This window comes from Pseudomonas sp. WT-JTC (assembly GCF_056711565.1).
The window spans coordinates 3237097-3254782 of record NZ_CM160042.1; the positions used below are offsets into that span (position 1 = coordinate 3237097).

The 17686-nt window shown below is 59.8% G+C and carries 17 protein-coding genes; 4 read left to right on the forward strand and 13 right to left on the reverse strand.

What is annotated here, in order from left to right:
• Window positions 1-147 precede the first annotated feature (147 nt).
• Genes AC06G5_RS14840 through AC06G5_RS14860 form a run of 5 tightly spaced genes read right to left on the reverse strand, consistent with a single transcriptional unit; the run spans window position 148 to window position 5067 of the window.
• Window positions 148-945, reverse strand: coding sequence for an SDR family NAD(P)-dependent oxidoreductase (locus AC06G5_RS14840; RefSeq protein ID WP_413424360.1), 798 nt, complete (start codon window positions 943-945; stop codon window positions 148-150).
• Between the two features lie 29 nt (window positions 946-974).
• The gene (locus AC06G5_RS14845; protein WP_413424358.1) at window positions 975-2474 is read right to left on the reverse strand and encodes a sugar ABC transporter ATP-binding protein; all 1500 of its coding nucleotides are present in this window, start codon (window positions 2472-2474) and stop codon (window positions 975-977) included.
• 23 nt (window positions 2475-2497) lie between these two features.
• Window positions 2498-3448 carry a substrate-binding domain-containing protein gene (locus AC06G5_RS14850; protein WP_480459797.1) on the reverse strand — a complete coding sequence of 317 codons (951 nt, stop codon included), beginning with the start codon at window positions 3446-3448 and terminating at the stop codon, window positions 2498-2500.
• A gap of 57 nt (window positions 3449-3505) precedes the next feature.
• A complete protein-coding gene (locus AC06G5_RS14855; protein ID WP_413424354.1) occupies window positions 3506-4492 on the reverse strand; it encodes an ABC transporter permease in 987 nt (328 codons plus the stop codon).
• A 59-nt stretch (window positions 4493-4551) separates the two neighbouring features.
• Window positions 4552-5067 carry a flavin reductase family protein gene (locus tag AC06G5_RS14860; protein ID WP_413424352.1) on the reverse strand — a complete coding sequence of 172 codons (516 nt, stop codon included), beginning with the start codon at window positions 5065-5067 and terminating at the stop codon, window positions 4552-4554.
• A gap of 289 nt (window positions 5068-5356) precedes the next feature.
• On the opposite strand from AC06G5_RS14860, the gene AC06G5_RS14865 reads away from it, so the two are divergent.
• Window positions 5357-6283, forward strand: coding sequence for a LysR family transcriptional regulator (locus tag AC06G5_RS14865; RefSeq protein WP_413424350.1), 927 nt, complete (start codon window positions 5357-5359; stop codon window positions 6281-6283).
• Window positions 6284-6369: 86 nt separating this feature from the next.
• Here the strand turns inward: AC06G5_RS14865 and AC06G5_RS14870 are convergent, their stop codons facing one another.
• Window positions 6370-6801 (reverse strand): MarR family winged helix-turn-helix transcriptional regulator, encoded by a 432-nt coding sequence (locus AC06G5_RS14870; RefSeq protein ID WP_413424348.1) that lies wholly within the window; start codon window positions 6799-6801, stop codon window positions 6370-6372.
• A 79-nt stretch (window positions 6802-6880) separates the two neighbouring features.
• Here AC06G5_RS14870 and AC06G5_RS14875 point away from each other — a divergent pair, with 79 nt between their 5' ends.
• Entirely contained in the window at window positions 6881-8026 is a 1146-nt protein-coding gene (locus AC06G5_RS14875; protein ID WP_480459799.1) for an FAD-dependent oxidoreductase, read from the forward strand.
• A 490-nt stretch (window positions 8027-8516) separates the two neighbouring features.
• On the opposite strand, the gene AC06G5_RS14880 is transcribed toward AC06G5_RS14875, so the two are convergent.
• The 4 genes from AC06G5_RS14880 to pcaQ all read right to left on the reverse strand — a co-directional run bounded on the left by AC06G5_RS14880 (window position 8517) and on the right by pcaQ (window position 11416).
• Window positions 8517-8960: a hypothetical protein gene (locus tag AC06G5_RS14880; RefSeq protein ID WP_413704817.1), complete on the reverse strand. Its 444-nt coding sequence runs from the start codon at window positions 8958-8960 to the stop codon at window positions 8517-8519.
• Between the two features lie 86 nt (window positions 8961-9046).
• Window positions 9047-9652 (reverse strand): protocatechuate 3,4-dioxygenase subunit alpha, encoded by a 606-nt coding sequence (gene pcaG, locus AC06G5_RS14885; protein WP_480459802.1) that lies wholly within the window; start codon window positions 9650-9652, stop codon window positions 9047-9049.
• An 11-nt stretch (window positions 9653-9663) separates the two neighbouring features.
• Window positions 9664-10383: a protocatechuate 3,4-dioxygenase subunit beta gene (gene pcaH / locus AC06G5_RS14890; RefSeq protein ID WP_480459803.1), complete on the reverse strand. Its 720-nt coding sequence runs from the start codon at window positions 10381-10383 to the stop codon at window positions 9664-9666.
• 103 nt (window positions 10384-10486) lie between these two features.
• Window positions 10487-11416 carry a pca operon transcription factor PcaQ gene (pcaQ, locus tag AC06G5_RS14895; RefSeq protein WP_413428541.1) on the reverse strand — a complete coding sequence of 310 codons (930 nt, stop codon included), beginning with the start codon at window positions 11414-11416 and terminating at the stop codon, window positions 10487-10489.
• 246 nt (window positions 11417-11662) lie between these two features.
• Between pcaQ and AC06G5_RS14900 the strand changes: the two genes are divergently transcribed.
• Both AC06G5_RS14900 and AC06G5_RS14905 read left to right on the forward strand, forming a co-directional pair.
• A complete protein-coding gene (locus tag AC06G5_RS14900; protein ID WP_413704815.1) occupies window positions 11663-12709 on the forward strand; it encodes a Rieske 2Fe-2S domain-containing protein in 1047 nt (348 codons plus the stop codon).
• Window positions 12706-13656: a PDR/VanB family oxidoreductase gene (locus AC06G5_RS14905; RefSeq protein ID WP_480459804.1), complete on the forward strand. Its 951-nt coding sequence runs from the start codon at window positions 12706-12708 to the stop codon at window positions 13654-13656. Before AC06G5_RS14900 ends, AC06G5_RS14905 begins: the two co-directional genes overlap by 4 nt.
• Before the next feature lie 10 nt (window positions 13657-13666).
• Here the strand turns inward: AC06G5_RS14905 and AC06G5_RS14910 are convergent, their stop codons facing one another.
• The 3 genes from AC06G5_RS14910 to AC06G5_RS14920 form a co-directional block, all read right to left on the reverse strand.
• A complete protein-coding gene (locus AC06G5_RS14910; protein ID WP_413428544.1) occupies window positions 13667-14380 on the reverse strand; it encodes a GntR family transcriptional regulator in 714 nt (237 codons plus the stop codon).
• 99 nt (window positions 14381-14479) lie between these two features.
• Window positions 14480-15721: a thiolase family protein gene (locus tag AC06G5_RS14915; RefSeq protein ID WP_480459806.1), complete on the reverse strand. Its 1242-nt coding sequence runs from the start codon at window positions 15719-15721 to the stop codon at window positions 14480-14482.
• Entirely contained in the window at window positions 15718-17601 is a 1884-nt protein-coding gene (locus tag AC06G5_RS14920; protein WP_413428545.1) for a feruloyl-CoA synthase, read from the reverse strand. Before AC06G5_RS14920 ends, AC06G5_RS14915 begins: the two co-directional genes overlap by 4 nt.
• Between the last annotated feature and the right edge of the window lie 85 nt (window positions 17602-17686).

The following is a 17686-nucleotide window of genomic DNA, read 5'->3' on the forward strand; positions in this document are numbered from 1 at the left end:
CACCGTTTTCATGACGAGCGCTCGTTTTGCAGGCGTGCCAGTGCCGGCGCTGCAAGTCGCAACGTTCAAGGAATGGGTTAAATATCCGGGGCAAGTGACGCGTTACATCAGCGCGTGCAACTCACCCTCAAATGCTTTGTTTGCGATTCAACTTCCGTGCAGCAACCAGCCGCCGTCCACCAGCAAATCGATGCCTGTCACATAGGACGACAGCGGCGAAACCAGGAACAGCACAGCATCGGCGATCTCCCAGGGTTCGGCCGCCCGGCCCAGGCCGATGCTGCCCAACACGTTGTTCTGCCGGTGCTGCTCAAGCAGTTCCGGCTCCAGGTTGCCCGGTGTCGCGGTCAAGCCTGGCGAGATCGAATTGACCCGGATGTTGAAGGCACTCAAGTCCTTCGCCAAGCTTCGGGTCATGGCCAGTACCGCACCCTTGGAGGCGTCATAGGTGCAGTGATTGGCCATGGGACGGTGACCGCAGATCGACGACAGATTGACGATCGCCCCGGCGCTTTTCTGCCGGCGCATCTGCCGTTGTGCGGCCTGAGCACCCAGAAACACCGCGCGCGTGTTGATAGCGTGCAGTCCGTCCCAGAACCCCGCATCGATGTCATCAATCGCCTTGAGCGGGTAGACGCCAGCGTTATTGATCCAGATATCCAGGCCACCGAAACGCTCGATCGCGGTGTCCGCCAGCCCTTGAATATCATCCGGGCGACTGACATCGGTGGCGTGAAAGGCCACGGAAAAACCGGCCTCGATCAACTCACTGCTGCGTTCCGGCGCCAGACTGCCGATCAGTACATTGGCCCCTGCTTCGGCCAGACGCCGACTGATGGCGAAGCCGATCCCGCTGCTGCCGCCGGTAACGACCGCGGTTTTTCCGGACAAATCCAGCAACTCGGCAAAGGGTCGATACGCCAGCGCCTGGTACGGGTCCGACATGTTTGATCCTCCTCGATTAATGCCCGTCATCACGCGGTGGCCAGGGTCATGATGCTGTCGGGGGCAATCTGCGGCCGATGCAGGATGCCTTGGGAACAGCCGCGCGCCATGACCATCACACGATGGGACAGACCGATGACCTCCTCCAGGTCGGAACTCACGACAATCACCGACACCCCGGTTTTAGCCAGATTGATGATCAGCTCGTAAATCGCCGCGCGTGCTCCCATGTCGATGCCTCGGGTCGGCTCATCGAGGATGATGACTTTCGGATTGCGCGCGATCCATTTGGCGATCACCACTTTCTGTTGGTTGCCGCCGGACAACTTGTCGAGCATCTGCCCCGCCACGCCCTTGATCCCCAGCGTCGCAATGCGTTCACGGGCGAATGCCGCTACCCGGTGGTTGGCCATGACACCGCAGGAGCTGAGGCTATCCAGATTGCAGTAGGCCAGGTTTTCGGCAATCGTCTGACTCAGCACCACGCCTTCGGATTTGCGGTCCTCCGGGATCAGCACGACGCCGGCATGGATCGCCGCCAGCACGTTATTGGCCGGCAGTGATCGATCCCCCAGCATCACCCTGCCCTGGCTCAATGCACTCAACCCGGCTATCGCCTGAACCAGTTCCGTTCGACCGGCGCCGACGATGCCGGCAATGCCAAAAATCTCCCCGGCCTTCACTGAAAAAGACACATCCTGAAAGCGCCCCGCCTTGTCCGACAGCTGCTCGACGCTCAATACCACCGCATCCCCGGGGACCGGCAACTCCGGAAACAAACGGTCGATCGGGCGCCCCACCATCTGCGACACCAGGACACCGACATCGGCCGTGCCGCTGTCGTGACGCGCGATCAGGTGACCATCGCGCATGACCACGACCTTGTCGGCGATCCGGGCAATTTCATCCATGCGATGACTGATGTAGATGAAGGACACACCCTCCTTCTTCAGTTCCTCGATTTGCTTGAACAACAGGTCGGTTTCGTCCTTGCCCAGGGCTGCGGTCGGCTCGTCGAGAATCAACAGACGCGAGTTGAGCGTCAGGGCCCGGGCGATTTCCACCAGTTGCTGGGCGGCGATTTTCAGTTGCCGCACCGGTGTATCCGGCGAAATATCCAGACCCAGGCGGCGTAGTTGCTTCTCTGTTTCACGGAACATTGTCTTACGGTCGATGATGCCGTCGCGGGTGGGCAGATGACCGAGGAAAACGTTCTCCGCCACGCTCAAGTCAGGCAGCAGGTGGATTTCCTGATGGATCATGTTGATCCCCAGCGCCATGGCGGCTCCCGGCCCGGTTGGCGCATAAGGTTCACCAGCCAGGAACATCGAGCCTTTGGACGGTGTCAGTGCGCCGGCGACGATGGAGGAAAAGGTCGATTTTCCCGCGCCGTTTTCCCCCAGCAACGCCACCACTTCTCCATAGCCGATATCGAGGCTGATATCTTCCAGCACCCTGACCGAGTTGAATGACTTGCCGATGTTGCTCGCGCGGAATAACGGCTCCCGGGCGGTATTGATCGCACTCATGACTTGCCCTCCCTTCACCGTTCTCAAGGATGCTGCTCGAGGAAGGCGGCTGCGTTTTCCCGGGTGGTGACGAAGGCCGGCAATAGCTGCGTCTTGGTCACCTGTTTGCCTTGCTGCAGATCGACGGCGGTACGCAATGCGGAGCGCCCCATTTCCACAGCTTGTTGCGTGATGGTCATGTCCAGTTTTCCATCGCGAATCGCTTCCAGAGCAGATGGCAAACCGTCATAACCGAACACCCAGACCTTGTGATCGATATTGGCTACCTTTACCGCCTGAGCCGCACCGAGCGCCGGCGCATCGGAGCGACCGATGAACACGTTGATCTTCGGGTTCTTTTGCACCATGTCCTGGGCGACCTTGAAGCCGTTGTCCTGTAGCCAGTCAGTCGGTTTGCGGTCAATGATTTTCATCTCCGGAGCCTCGGACAACACCGCATCCAGGCCTTTGGCCCGGGCCACTTCAGTGGAATCGCCAAGAGTCCCTTGCAGCAGGCCGATTTCAGCCTTGCCCCCCGTCAACTTGATCATTTGCCGGGCCAGCTCTCCCGCAGCGGCCAGGTTGTCGGTGGAGATGTAGGCGTCGCACTCGACGTTTTTCGGGAAGTTGTCAATGCAGATCACCGGCACACCCTGCTGTCGCGCCAGGCGTACCGGCACGGCCGAAGCGGCGCTACCGGTCGCGGTGTAGAGCAGCACATCGATTCCTTTGCTCAACATGTCCTGAATCTGACTGACCTGGCGCGCGGGATCGGCCTGAGCATCAGCCACCAGCACATTCTTGATGCCGAGGGTCTTGGCCTGTTCCATGACGCCGTCACGGACCATCAGGTAGAACACCCATTGCAGGCTCGGGATCGACATCCCGACGGTGATTTCGTCCGTAGGTTTGCTTTGTGCGTAAACACCGGCCGACATCAGGCAGCCCAGCAGTGGCAACCACAGAAAACGAAGCGAAAAAGCAGACAGGTTCATGTTTTTTTCCTTTTTATTGTGCGTGGAACGATGCCGGTTCTAGTCAATGGCCCGAGATCAGTCAGCCTTGCGCTTGAGCAAATCGAGCATCACCGCGAAGGCGATCACCGCGCCGATGACCACTTGCTGTACGAAGGGTGAAATGCCGGCCAGGTTCAGGCCGTTGCGCAAAACGCCGATGATCAACACGCCGATGATCGTGCCGACCACGCTCCCCGCGCCGCCCTTGAGGCTGCCACCGCCAATCACCACGGCTGCGATCACATCCAGTTCATAGCCGACACCCGCGCCGGCACCGGCAGTGTCCAGGCGAGACGTCATGATGATGCCGCCCAAGGCCGCACAAATGCCGGAGATGATGTACACCGCACTGGTGTAACCCTTGACCCGGATACCCGCGAGCTTGGCCACTTTGCTACTACCGCCGATCGCATACAGACTGCGGCCGGCCACCGTGAACTTGAGAACGAACCAGAACACCAGCGCCAGCACCACGAAGCAACTTACGGTCAGCGACAGCACGCCGCCGTAACGGATAACCGAGAGGTTGCTGAACCATTCCGGGAATCCGCTGACTTGCGCGCCGTCCGTGACCATATAGGCCAGGCCACGGGCGATGGACATCATCGCCAGCGTCGCAATGAATGATGGAAGGCCTGCCCGAACCACCAGCAAGGCCGTGGTCGAACCGCACGCTGCACCAACGGCGATCGCCCCGAGCATGGCCACCCACATCGACAGGCCGAGAACCTGTTCGAGCCAGCTCATGACCATGATCGCCACTGCCAGCACTGCACCCACGGATAAGTCGATGCCACCGATGAGAATCACCAGCGTCATGCCCAGCGCCATGATGCCCAGCACCGTCACTTGATCTAGCACATTGAGCAGGTTGCTCAAGGTCAGAAAACTATCGGTGAAGAAGGTTAATACTGCACATAACAATAAAAGCCCGACCATCGGCCCCGCCACACTGTTATCCAAGCCGACCCACTTTGGAATCGCCCCGGGTAGTCTTGTTTTTGCCAACAACTGATTATTCATACCCACATCCACTTCTTATGTAATTGTTATAAGATCGAGCAGCACGTGATAACTACGAATTAACGACCCAGTTCCCTATAGCGCCCTCCCATGTATAGAAGTGGCTCCTCCAGGGGTTGAGTGATGACATAAATGACGTTGCCGATAATCACCGTGTGCGTACCGTGTTCAATCTCCTGCACCACTTCGCAAAAGATCGCCGCCTGGGCGTCGGCCAGGTAACGAATACCGTGAACACCCGTGCGCCAATCACCCTCGACAAAACGTCGTTCGCGCAGATCGGGCTGGCTGAATATTTTGCAGATCGGTTCGTGCTGACTTTGCAGCATGTTCACGCAGAACAGACCGGAACGCTTGATGATCGGTGAGGCGCTGGCGCTGCGATTAACACAGATCAGGGCCGACGCAGGATCCATCGACACCGAGGAAAACGCAGTCGCAGCCAAGCCATGGGGCTGACCATCGTCATCAAGTGTGGTGATCAGGGTTATAGAAGAGGCAAAGCGGCCCATTGCCAATTTGAACTGACCGGCCAGGTCTATCGAAGGGGCGGCCTCTTGATATTGAACACGCATAGCATAAACCCTCTTTTTATTGTGACTCACAGGCACTGGCTTGCATTATTAACAATCAACCGAACTTTTCTATTCGATTTTAGGAAATTGACTCTTCACTAAAACTGAAGGATGAACCAGACAACAAACATATTTGAATTCACTTCACAGGTGTCCTCAAACCCCTATTCCAAAGCGCTTGCGTACTTGCTCAACTTATCTGTTGTCTCTTTGATTAGATGGTTTTTACTGAATAATTGGCTGATACTTTGCTAACAGTAAAAAGTAACTTTCACGAGGTGAAATCCCCATGGTCGATCGATTGCAGGACATGCGGCTGTTTCGCCTCGTCGTTCAGACAGGGTCGCTTTCAACGGCGGGTCGGCAAATGGGCCTGTCGCCAGCGGCCATGAGTGGTCGACTCAAGGCAATGGAGGACTTCTATGGATTGCGCTTGCTCAAGCGCAATACCCGAAGCTTGAGCCCTACCGCCGAAGGACAGTTGCTGTTTGAAAACTCCCAGAAAATTCTCGAAGAGGTCGACACCCTCGACAGCATCATCAAAAACGGCCACAGCGATCTGCTGGGCACTATCGGCCTGACGTGCCCTACCGATCTGGGTCGGCAGTGGATCAGCCAACTGGTCGATAGTTTCATCAGCGAAAATCCCCATATCCGAATTCGCCTGTTTCTCACCGACCGCGTACTGGACTTTGTCGAGTCCGGCTCGGACATTGCGATCAGGTTTGGCGACCTACCGGACAGCTCACTTATCGCCCGCTCCCTTGGAGTGGACCGCCACATAGTTTGCTGTTCTCCACAGTATCTTGAGCAGCACGGCGCACCGCTCAGCCCTGAAGACCTGCAGCATCACAACTGCCTGGTACACCTGAGTGCGGATTTCACACTTGATCGGTGGAAATTCATGGACAAGGGCGTGCCGACCACAATTCAGGTCAAGGGCAATCGGCTGGCCAATGACGGTTTCACTTTGCGCCAATGGGGCGTTCAAGGCTTGGGGATCATCTGGAAATCGGTCTGGGAGGTGGCGGACGACATACAGGCCAAACGGCTGGTCCCGCTGCTTGAAGACTATCAATGCCCCAGCACCGGGTTTCACCTGTTGACCGAGGGCGGCAAAAAGCTGCCGTTACGCGTCAAGACCTTCGTCGATTTTGCCGTGCAGTACTTCAAAAATCGCGACACGCCGTCGCGATACATCCTGCCCCTACCCTAGGCAACACTGGGACTTCCACTGGCATCCGGTCCTGCGAACGCCTGCGCCCTGTCACTTGCCACAAAAGCCTTTGAAGGCAAGCCCCCCTATTTACTCCCTTTCTGCATTTGTTCCAGGGCCCGGTTTAGATTGGCATCTACCTTCAGCAACAGTTCGTGCAACAGCGCTTGTTCGTCAGCACTCAAACCGTCCAGCGCCTGGCTGCAGGTTTGATCCATCACGCGTTTGGCTTTGGGCAACTGACGGGTTGCCTGTGCCGACAGCGAGATCAGCCGGCTGCGCCCGTCTGCCGGATCAAGCACACGTTGCACCAACTCATCACGCTCCATACGGCTGAGCAGTTGCGCCATGCTGGGCTGCTCGACACGAGCGATGCGGGCCAACTCTCCCTGTGATATGGCGCCGACGTTCTTGAGCGTGACCAATACAGGTAACTGGCCGACAGAAAGGCCAAGTTCGCGTAGCGGTGTATCGACCAGGCGCGAAAAAGTCCTGGACACCTGACCGATCAGCTTCATGGGATTCGAATCGGGCACAGTTGACATGCATAGGCACCTATATTAATTGTATAGGTACCTATGTTAATGGCTATCCTTCATGCATTCAAATCCACGTATTGCGATCATCGGCGCTGGCCCCGGCGGACTCACGCTGGCGCGCATCCTTTACCTGCATGGTATTGCCGCTACTGTTTACGAGCAGGAGGTGCACCCGCTTTCACGCCCCCAAGGTGGCTCGCTGGATCTGCACGAGGACTCGGGTTTGCTGGCTCTTGAGCGCGCTGAATTGAGCGATGCATTTCAAGCCATCGCTCGCTACGATGATCAAGGCACACGACTCCTGGCCAGGAACGGGCAGGTGCTTTTCGATGATCAGAACGCTAGCGGCGGCAATCGACCCGAAGTGGATCGCACGGCACTGCGATCCCTGCTCCTGGACTCCTTGCCACCGTCGATGGTTCGCTGGAACTGTGCGTTGCTGGGCCTGGAGGACGCCGGAGAAGGTTGCTGGAACCTGTCGTTCGGCCACGGGAACGAGGGCCCTTTTGATTGGGTGGTCGGTGCGGATGGCACTTGGTCGCGCGTGCGCCCTTTCGTCTCGACGTACGAGCCGCAATATAGTGGACTGTGCTTTGTAGAGTTTGGCATCAATGATATCGACCGCTCGCATCCAGAGTTGGCCTTGTTGGTGGGCCGCGGCATGTTGAATGTAGAAGGTGATGGCAAAGCCCTCATAGTCCAGCGAAATGGCAACTCACATGTCCGTGGGTATGCAATCTTTCGCGTTCCGATGGGGTGGGTGGAGAAACGGTTTGACTTCACCTCGGTGTCCGCAGTGCGCGAAGGCCTGGTTCAAGAGTTCGCCGGGTATGCCGAAGAGATTCTGAATCTGTTCCGGGCCAGCAGCGATGAGTTTGCCGTTCGCCCGATCTTCGCCTTGCCGGTGGGCCACTCTTGGGTACGCCGCCCTGGATTGACCTTGATCGGCGATGCAGCTCATGTGATGTCACCTTTTGGCGGCGACGGAGTGAACAACGCCATGCTCGATGCCGCTGAGCTTGCCCACTTGCTGATCGAACGTCGCCAATGCAACAACGCCGTAGCAGAGTACGAGCGAAGAATGTTCGAGCGCCTGGTTCCCTCTGCAAAAAGTGCGGCCGAGGGTGCGGCCACCTTTCTATCCCATGATGGACAGGCACTGACGCTGGCTATGTATCTGAGCCATCAAGGTACCCGTCCATGAGCAGTTCCCCTCTCCCAGCCCAGCCTTTGCTGATTTCGCGGCTATGCGCCAGAAAGTCGGCAGCCATGAACAGGAATCGATGAACAGCCGCATTCATTTCAAAAGCATCTGGTCAGCAGCAGTAGTCCTGCGAGCGGCTTATGAACATCTGACATGACCTACTTGTTAAATACTGCATCAGGATTGAACTGCTCCCATATGTGTCACTTGGTACCCGGAAGTATTTTCCCGAAATTTGAGGGATGTAATCATGCGGATCCGGGAATCTTCACCGGTTTCGGACATTTAGTATCGAGTAGCTCTCCCACCTGATACGCAGAGGTAAATCATTGTCTGGATCCAGAAGCAAATCCTGGAAGCGTGCTTCTAAGCGCTATTCACCGATTACTTCCTCCTTCACGACGCCCGAAAGTGTTCTGCCGCCGTCTCAGGTCATTACTTCTCAGATGCCTTGCCATCCAGTATTTGCCGTTGCCCCAGCATGTTGAAGTCAAGGTTGAAGCGGCGTACTCACTTCATCCCGCGCAGCGACCGGATTGACAGGCGCGAGGATCGAGATGCCATACGCAACCAGACAGCCAAGCCCGCAGCTTCCCACCACCAGGCACATGGGCCATGAGGTGCCATCGGCCAGGCGACTGACCCACAGACTGGCCAGCGCCCCGGTAGCGAATTGCACGGAAATACCCAGGGCGACACTCGCCCCTGCCTGCCTCGGGAACATGCTCATCAGACTCGCCGTGCAATTGGCCCCAAGCAACCCGGTGACTCCCATGTACAGCACCATGCAAAGTACGATGCTCCACAGCCCGCCCCACTGCGTATACCCCGCCGCCATCAGCGCCAGCCCTGCCCCGCCCGCCAGCACGGCGCCCAAACCCAGCATGCGCTGTGGCCCGAAGCGAGTGACCCAGCGGGCATTGATAAAGGTCACCACGATATCGCGGCACGAAACAACGAGGACTGTGGTGCGGTAGTCAGCCTCGCTCGTTGAACTCACTGGCCCGGCGCGAAGCGGGTTTAAAAATCGAAGAACACCGTCTCCCCCTCCCCCTGAATGCGTATGTCGAAACGATAAGCCGCCTTGCCATCCACCTCGCAACGCTGCGCTATCAGCGTTTCGCGACGCTGCGGTTGCTCGATCAGATTAAGCACCGGGCACTTCGCGTTGGCTTGTGGCTCATCGGCAAAGTACAGCCGGGTTTGCAGGTGAATATTGATCCCGCGGGCAAACAGCGACACATTGATGTGCGGCGCCATCGGCACCCCGGCGGCATTGTTCACCACGCCGGGCTTGATGGTATTGAGTGTCCACTCCCCTGCATCGAAGGTGGTGGCGGTTCGGCCGAAGCTGTTGAAGGTTTTTTCCGAGTCGAAAACCGGGTCGTAAACCCCTTCATGATTGGCCTGCCAAAACTCCAGAAACGAGTCTCGTACCAGGTGACCGTTGCCGTCGTAGACATGACCGATCAGCAGGATCTGTTCGCCTGGCGCGCCGGACTTGGTCATCTGATTCCAGATTTCCCCTGGCCGTGTCGGGTTGCCGGCAGCCGCCAGAGCCAGACCGATATGCACGTAAGGGCCAGCCGTTTGCGAAGGGGTTTCGGGTAGCAGTTCGATAGGCATGGACGGACTCCTCAGCAATTTTCGAAGTGGGTCTTGAGCTGGCCGCGCAGCACGATGTCGAAGCGATAGGCCAGGCAATCCATCGGATTGGCATTACCCATGTCGAGCCGGGCGATCAGGCTCTGAACCGCGTCCGGGTTGGCGATCGACTTGACGATCGGGCACAGCGGGATCAGCGGATCGCCTTCGAAATACAGCTGGGTGATCAGGCGCGTGGCGATCGATGGCCCGCTGATGGAGAAGTGGATGTGCGCCGGACGCCACTCATTCGGGCCGTTACGCCATGGGTAAGGACCCGGCTTGATGGTGCGGAAGCTGTAGTTGCCGTCACGGTCGGTCAGGGCGCGGCCGACACCGCCGAAATTCGGGTCCAGTGGTGCCAGGTATCGATCATTCTTGTGCCGGTAGCGCCCGCCGGCGTTGGCCTGCCACATCTCCACCAGGGTATGCGGGATTGGCTTGCCGTATTGATCACAGACCCGGCCGGAAACGATGATCCTTTCTCCCACCGGCAACCCGCCATTATTGAAGTTGAGTAGCAGGTCGTTATCGAACGGCCCCATCTCCAGATGAGAGAAATCCGGGCCGCTGGTTTCGCTGGCCGACTGGGGAATGCTCACCAAGGCCTGGCGTGGAGAACGGGCGACAGAGGTTTTGTAATCAGGGGTCAGGGCTTTGGGGTGCCAATTACGGTCACGAATGACGAAGCGACTGCTGTCTGCATCAGACATGTCGATCTCCTGTTGTTTGATTTATGGAGCACTGCCTGCGCAGTTTCAAACAACAGAAGGCTGGGGAATATTGAAAAGCCGCTCTCAACACATAACCAAATGGTTATGGATAAACCCCTTCGCGATACGCCTGCCCTACCTCGCGCAGCACCTCGACACACCACTGGGCCGCCAGTGACAAGGGCAAGCTGGTGTTACTGGAAATCCCCACCGAACCACCCGGTTCGCGCTGCCCCAGATTGATCTCAAACAGTTCGCCGCTTGCCAGATCCAGGCGCACTGCATCCAGTGGTGCGATCCAGATCGCCTCGCTGGACAACACATAACGACGGCTCAGGGTCACGGACAAGGTTTCCAGACGCTGCCGCGACTGGCTGATGCCGCATTGCACGAACAGGCTGTCGGCAAATTTGCGAATCGTCGTCCCTGCCAGCGGCAGCACCAGCGGGAAATCTTCCAGGGCGCTACGCTCCAGTGGCTCGGCCAGCAAGGGATGTTCGGGGCGCACCACCAGCGTCATGGATTCACTGTACAGATGCTCGAAGGTCAGTCCCTGAATCTCCGGGCTATCGGTCATACGGCCGACCACCAGGTCCACATCGCCCACCCGCAACTGCGACAACAGATAGGCGCTTGGCCCGGTCACCACACTCACCACCAGCGCCGAATGGCGCTCGTGCAAGCGCCGTACAACCTCAGGCACCAGCAAGCTTTCCACGGTCGACAACACACCGAGTCGAACCTTGCCCGCCGCATATTCGCCACCGCGCAAGGTATTCACCCCATCACGCAGCGCCTGCACCGAAGGCCCGGCATAACGCAAAAAGGCAACCCCGGCTTCGGTCAGGGTTACACCACTTTTACTGCGTATGAACAGGCTTGCCGCCAGCAGATCCTCCAGCTCCTTGAGCGTCTTCGACATCGCTGGCTGACTCACTGCCAGGATATCCGCCGCCCGCGCCAGACTGCCCTGACGGGCCATTTCAAGAAAGCACACGAGGTGACGGAATTTGATGCGGGTGTCGATGTTCACTACAGAGCCCCGTGAGGTTGCCTCATTGGTGTCGAAACGTTTGCAGGCGATCTTAGCGTGCGCTCAATTTCCTGGCGACCGGACGGTGCTGGATTTCAGAGACTCCCGCCGGTATTGATCCTGGAGACTCACAATCTATTAGTGGATCCAACAAATCATCGTAAAGTAGATAATATTTGACAATAACCCATAAAATCATCGCTAATGGATCCACTAAATAACAACAAACAACCTTGGAGAATCTCCATGTACCCCAAGAACACCTGGTACGTCGCCTGCACGCCCGATGAAATCGCCGACAAGCCGCTGGGCCGTCAGATCTGCGGTGAAAAGATGGTTTTTTACCGCGGGCACGAGGGCAAGGTGGCGGCTGTCGAGGACTTCTGCCCCCATCGCGGCGCGCCGCTGTCCTTGGGCTATGTGGAAAACGGCAATCTGGTGTGCGGCTATCACGGCCTGGTGATGGGGTGCGACGGCAAGGCCGTGGAAATGCCCGGGCAACGGGTTCGCGGCTTCCCGTGCAACAAGACCTTTGCCGTGGTCGAGCGCTATGGCTTTATCTGGGCCTGGCCCGGCGATCAGGCGTTGGCGGATCCAGCGCTGATCCATCATCTGGAATGGGCGGTCAGTGACGAGTGGGCCTATGGCGGCGGCCTGTTCCACATCCAGTGCGACTACCGCCTGATGATCGACAACCTGATGGACCTGACTCATGAAACCTACGTTCATGCGTCCAGCATCGGCCAGAAGGAAATCGACGAAGCGCCACCGGTGACCACGGTCGACGGCGACGAGGTGGTCACCGCCCGCCACATGGAAAACATCATGGCCCCGCCTTTCTGGCGCATGGCCCTGCGCGGCAACAACCTGGCCGACGATGTGCCGGTGGACCGCTGGCAGATCTGTCGTTTCACCCCGCCCAGCCATGTGCTGATCGAAGTCGGCGTGGCCCATGCCGGCCATGGCGGTTATCACGCTCCCCGACAGTTCAAGGCGTCGAGCATCGTCGTCGACTTCATCACGCCGCAAACCGAGACCTCGATCTGGTACTTCTGGGGCATGGCGCGCAACTTCAATCCGCAGGACGAAGCCCTGACCGCGAGCATTCGCGAGGGCCAGGGCAAGATTTTCAGCGAGGACCTGGAGATGCTCGAACGCCAGCAGCAGAACCTGCTCAGCCATCCCGCGCGCAACTTGCTCAAGCTCAATATCGACGCTGGCGGCGTGCAGTCGCGTCGCGTTCTGGAGCGCCTGATCGCCAGGGAACGAGCCCCGCAGGAGTCAATGGCATGATCGAAGTGCTGGTGGTATCGCGCAACAACGAAGCCCAGGACATCTGCAGCTACGAGCTGGCCAGTGTCGATGACCGACCGCTGCCGGCCTTCAGCGCCGGTGCGCATATCGATGTGCACCTGCCCGGCGGCTTGATCCGGCAATATTCCCTGTGCAACCACCCAGAAGAACGTCATCGCTACCTGATCGGCGTGCTCAAGGACCCGACCTCCCGGGGCGGTTCACTGGCCATGCACGAGCAGATCCACCCCGGCGCGTGCCTGCCGATCAGTGAGCCGCGCAACCTGTTCCCGCTGGCCCGTGAGGCCAGGCGCAGCCTGCTGTTCGCCGGCGGTATCGGGATCACGCCGATCCTGTGCATGGCCGAACGCCTGGCCCACAGCGGCGCGGATTTCGAGCTGCATTACTGTGCCCGGTCACGGGACCGTGCGGCTTTTGTCGAACGCCTGCAGCACTCGCCTTTTGCCGACCGGGTGTTCCTGCATTTCGATCAGGAACCCGACACCGTGCTGGACGCGGCCAAGGTCCTGGCCACGCCGCAGAGCGACGTTCATTTATATGTGTGTGGCCCCGGCGGCTTCATGCAGCACGTGTTGGACACGGCCAGGAAACAGGGCTGGCAGGAGCAATGCCTGCACCGCGAGTACTTCGCCGCCGCGCCCGTCGACGCTGGCGCCGATGGCCGTTTCTCGATCAAGGTCGCCAGCAGCGGTCAGGTCTTTGAGGTGCCGGCCGACAAGAGCGTGGTGCAGGTGCTGCAAGACCAGGGCATCGAGGTCGCCATTTCCTGCGAACAAGGCATTTGTGGCACTTGCCTGACGCGGGTTCTGGAGGGTGTGCCGGAGCATCGCGACCTGTTCCTCACCGAGGATGAACAGGCCTGCAATGACCAGTTCACCCCTTGCTGCTCGCGCTCGAAAACGCCGCTGCTGGTGCTGGATATCTAGAACGCCGCGCCTATTCCGAGCGGAGAATGACCTTCATCCGCTCGTCAGCCGTCGCTGAGCTGAAGATCTCGGCGTAGCGCAACGTGGCGTTGGCGTGTTCGCGCATGATCGCTTCGGCACGCGCGCCCTGGCGGTTGACCAAGGCATCGAACACCGAATGGTGTTGCATGTGGGCATAGTTGAAGCGTCGGTATTCCCGGACCATGTCGTTGCGGTCCACGGCCAGGGCTGTCACCGAAGCGAAGGGCAAATGATCGTTGCGCGCCAGGGCGTCGGCTATCGCCGGGTTGTGGCTGCCTTCGACGATCACCTCGTGAAAACGCATGTTGAGGTCGTGATAGACCTCCAGGTCTTCTATGGTCACGTACCCTTTGTCGAACAGCTGATCGCCCTGCATCAGGCACTGTTCGAGGGTCGCCCGGGCTTCGTCCGAGAGCCCGCGCTCGGCGGCCTGACGCGCCGCCAGGCCTTCGAGTACGCCCCGTACTTCGACCGCACCGGCAATGTCATCTGGGCTGACCGAACGCACCTGAAACCCGCGCCCGCCAGAGCGCACCAGCAAGCCTTCCTGCTCCAGTGTGCGGAACGCCATGCGCACCGGCATCCGCGAGACGCCAAACAGCTCCGCCGTGGGGATCTCCATCAGCCGTTCGCCCGCCGCCAGCTCGCCCGAGGCGATCATCTTGCGCAATGCGACCAGCACCGTTTGACCGGGCTTACTCATCCAGGCAACTTCCAGAAAGGTGGGTCTGCATAGTAACGCAAGATGGTGACGCCGGGTTTGGGCAGCACACTCACATCAAAAAGGCCGCGTTGTTCTGCCTCAGCCTTGATAGGCCGGGTTCTCGATCAGCAGTGCCATGCCCTGCCCGCCGCCGACACAGGCGGCGGCAATGCCATAACGCAGATTGCCTTCGCGCAGTTGCCGGGCCAGGGTCAGCACCAGGCGCAATCCACTGGCGGCCAAGGGATGTCCCAGGGCGATGGAGCCGCCCCGCCGATTGAGCCGGTCGCCATCCAGTTCCAGCACCTGTGCCACGGCCAGCACCTGAGCCGCCTGGGCTTCGTTGATTTCCACCAAGCCGATGTCGCCAAGGGCCAACCCGCTGCGTTGCAACAGCAACTGGATAGCGGGTGCAGGTCCGATGCCCATGAACTCCGGTGCCACGCCCACCACGGCACTGGCCAGCAAATGAGCCAACACCGGACGCCGGGCCGCAGAAGCGCGCCCCACCAGTGCGGCCGCCGCACCATCGACCACCGCGCAACTGTTGCCGGCCGTTTGCACACCGCCGGCATGCACCGCCCGCAACCGGCTCAAAGCGCCCGGATCGGTGGGTCGCGGGTGGCTATCGCGCGTCATGCGGTCCACGCCCCGTGGCAACTCAATACTCCGTGGCTGATAGCCGGCCAGTTCAAAACGCTCATTGCCAACCGCCACCAGTTCCGGTTCGAACCAGCCGTCAGCCTGGGCCTGCAGCGCCAGCTGATGACTGCCGAGCGCGTAGCGATCCACCGCTTCGCGGCTCAGGCCATGTCGTCGGGCCAGGTTGTCGGCGGTGGTGATCATGTCTACGCCCGGGGCCGGGTCGTAGAGGGCTTCCCAGAGAAAGTCCTTGAACGCCACCTCGGCACCGAGCCGGAAACCACCTCGGTGGGTGTAGGCGGCAATCGGATTGCGCGACATCGATTCGGCCGCCACACACAGGGCCAGCTGCACGCCGTCATCCAGCTGCCTGGCGGCCTGCCGCAAGAGTTCGAAACCGGTGGCGCAGATGCGCTGCACTCCCAGTGCCGGAGTCTCTTGCGGCACGCCGCTGTAAAGGCCGATATGCCGAGGCAGCAGGTAAGCATCGAAACTGGCCTGAGCCATGGAGCCGGCGAGCACGCTGTCCACCGACGACGGATCGATAGCGGCGCGGGCCAGCACCTCGCGCCCGACCTTGATCCCCAGATCGATCGGCGAGACCTGAGCCAAGGCTCCGCCAAGGTCGACCCAAGGCGTGCGCAGTGCTTCGAAAATGGCCACATCGCAGAAGCTCGAATACTGCCCTGCGCCGCTCACGGTTGTGGTCCGGCACGCAGGATGGAAGGCTCTTCACCGCGATACAGCGCCTCGACCTTATCGGCTCGCCACTGCAGCACCGCGCGCTGGTTGATCGAGCCCTTGTCGGTGATTTCACCACGGTCGATGGAAGCAGGTTCGTCGAGCAGCGCGATCCATTCCAGGCGGCTGGCATTACCGGTGGCGTCGCGGTTGAGCCGTTGCAGCCAATCGCCGAACCACTGACGCACCGGCGCGCTGGCCAGAACCTCGGCATCGCTGGCGTGGGCACTCAAACCGGCCAGACGTCGGCACTCAAACAACCGGGGAAAGACCAGTGCACCCAGGCACTCGCGGTCCGGCGCGGCCACCACCAGGTCCTGAACATAGGGCGAACCTTCGAGCACCGCGCGATTGCGCAGCGGGCCGACGCTGACAAACACGCCGGAGCTCAGCTTGAAGTCCTCGGCGATGCGCCCGTCGAACATCAGCCCCAGTTGCGGATCACGGGCGTCAGCCAGTTTCAGCGCATCACCAGAACAATAGAAACCCTGCTCGTCGAACACCTCGGCGGTCTGCTGCGCCGCGCGCCAGTAACCGGGCATGATGTGCGGCCCGCGGAAACGCCCTTCCAGCTTGCCGTCCACCGGCACCAGCCGCACTTCACAACCTGGAGCCGGCAGACCGATATAACCGGCCATGGACAGTGGCCCGGTCGTGAATGTGCAGGACGGCGCCGCCTCAGTCATACCGAGCCCGGCCATCATACGAATGCGTTCGCCACAATGCTGTTCGGCGACCCGATCCAGGCGATCCCAAATCCTCTGGGACAAGCCGGCAGCGGCGAAGAAGAACAGCTTCATGCGCGAGAAGAAACATTCGCGCAACTCGCCGTCCTGCTCCAGGGCGCTCACCAGTTCTTCCCAGCCCTTGGGCACGGTCAGGTAGGCGGTGGGCGATACTTCTTTGAGGTTGCGCAGTGTTTCGGCAAAGCCCTGGGCGGTGGGCTTGCCGTCGTCCAGGTAAAAGGTGCCGCCGTTGTACAGCACGATGCCGACGTTGTGGCTGCCGCCGAAGGTGTGATTCCACGGTAGCCAGTCCACCAGTACCGGTGGTTCTTCGCCGAACACCGGGAAGGTTTGCAACAGCATCTGCTGGTTGGCGCAGAGCATGCGCTGGGTGGTGACCACCGCCTTGGGCAGCTTGGTGGAACCTGAGGTAAACAGAAACTTGGCGATGCTGTCCGGCCCGGTAGCCGTGAAGGCGCACTCGGCCTCGGCACCGCCGGGCTGTTCCAGCAGGCTGGCAAAGCTCGCCTGATGCCGGCCCGGTATTTGGCCACGCACGGTGATCAGTGGCGTTTTCACTGGCAACACCGCCTCGATCGCCCGCTGATAGGTCGCGGCGTCGCTGATGAACACCAGACCTGGTTGCAGCAGGTCGCAAACATGCCGCAGCTTGGCGAAATCCTGAGACAGCAACGAATAGGCCGGTGAGACCGGGCTATAGGGAATGCCGGCGTACATGGCACCCAGCGCAATCTGCAAATGCTCGATGTCGTTGCCCGAGAGGATCGCCAGCGGTCGTTCGGCCGACAGGCCGTAACTCAGCAGGCTCTGGGCAATGGCGCGGACGCTGGTCAGCATTTCGGCGTAACTCACCCGGCGCCAGTCGCCGCCCTCCTGGCGAGCAGCGATAAAGGTCTGTTGCGGGCGCACTTGGGCCCAATGCACCAGGCGATCGAGCAAGCGTGCAGGCAACTCGGCCAAAGGCTCCAGGGAGCGCATATGCAGGATGCCCTGCTCTTCGCTGACCTCGACCGCAGGACGGCCGATGGAGACCTGCCGATAGCGCGGCGCACTGGCTTCGGTCTGGGGTGGCGATCTGAATTCGGAACTCACGTGCTTGTTCTCCATCAAGGCACGCCACCGGTCCGCCGGGAAGCAGTCAACCGGGGCATCGCAGCCTTGTTATTGTTATGACTGG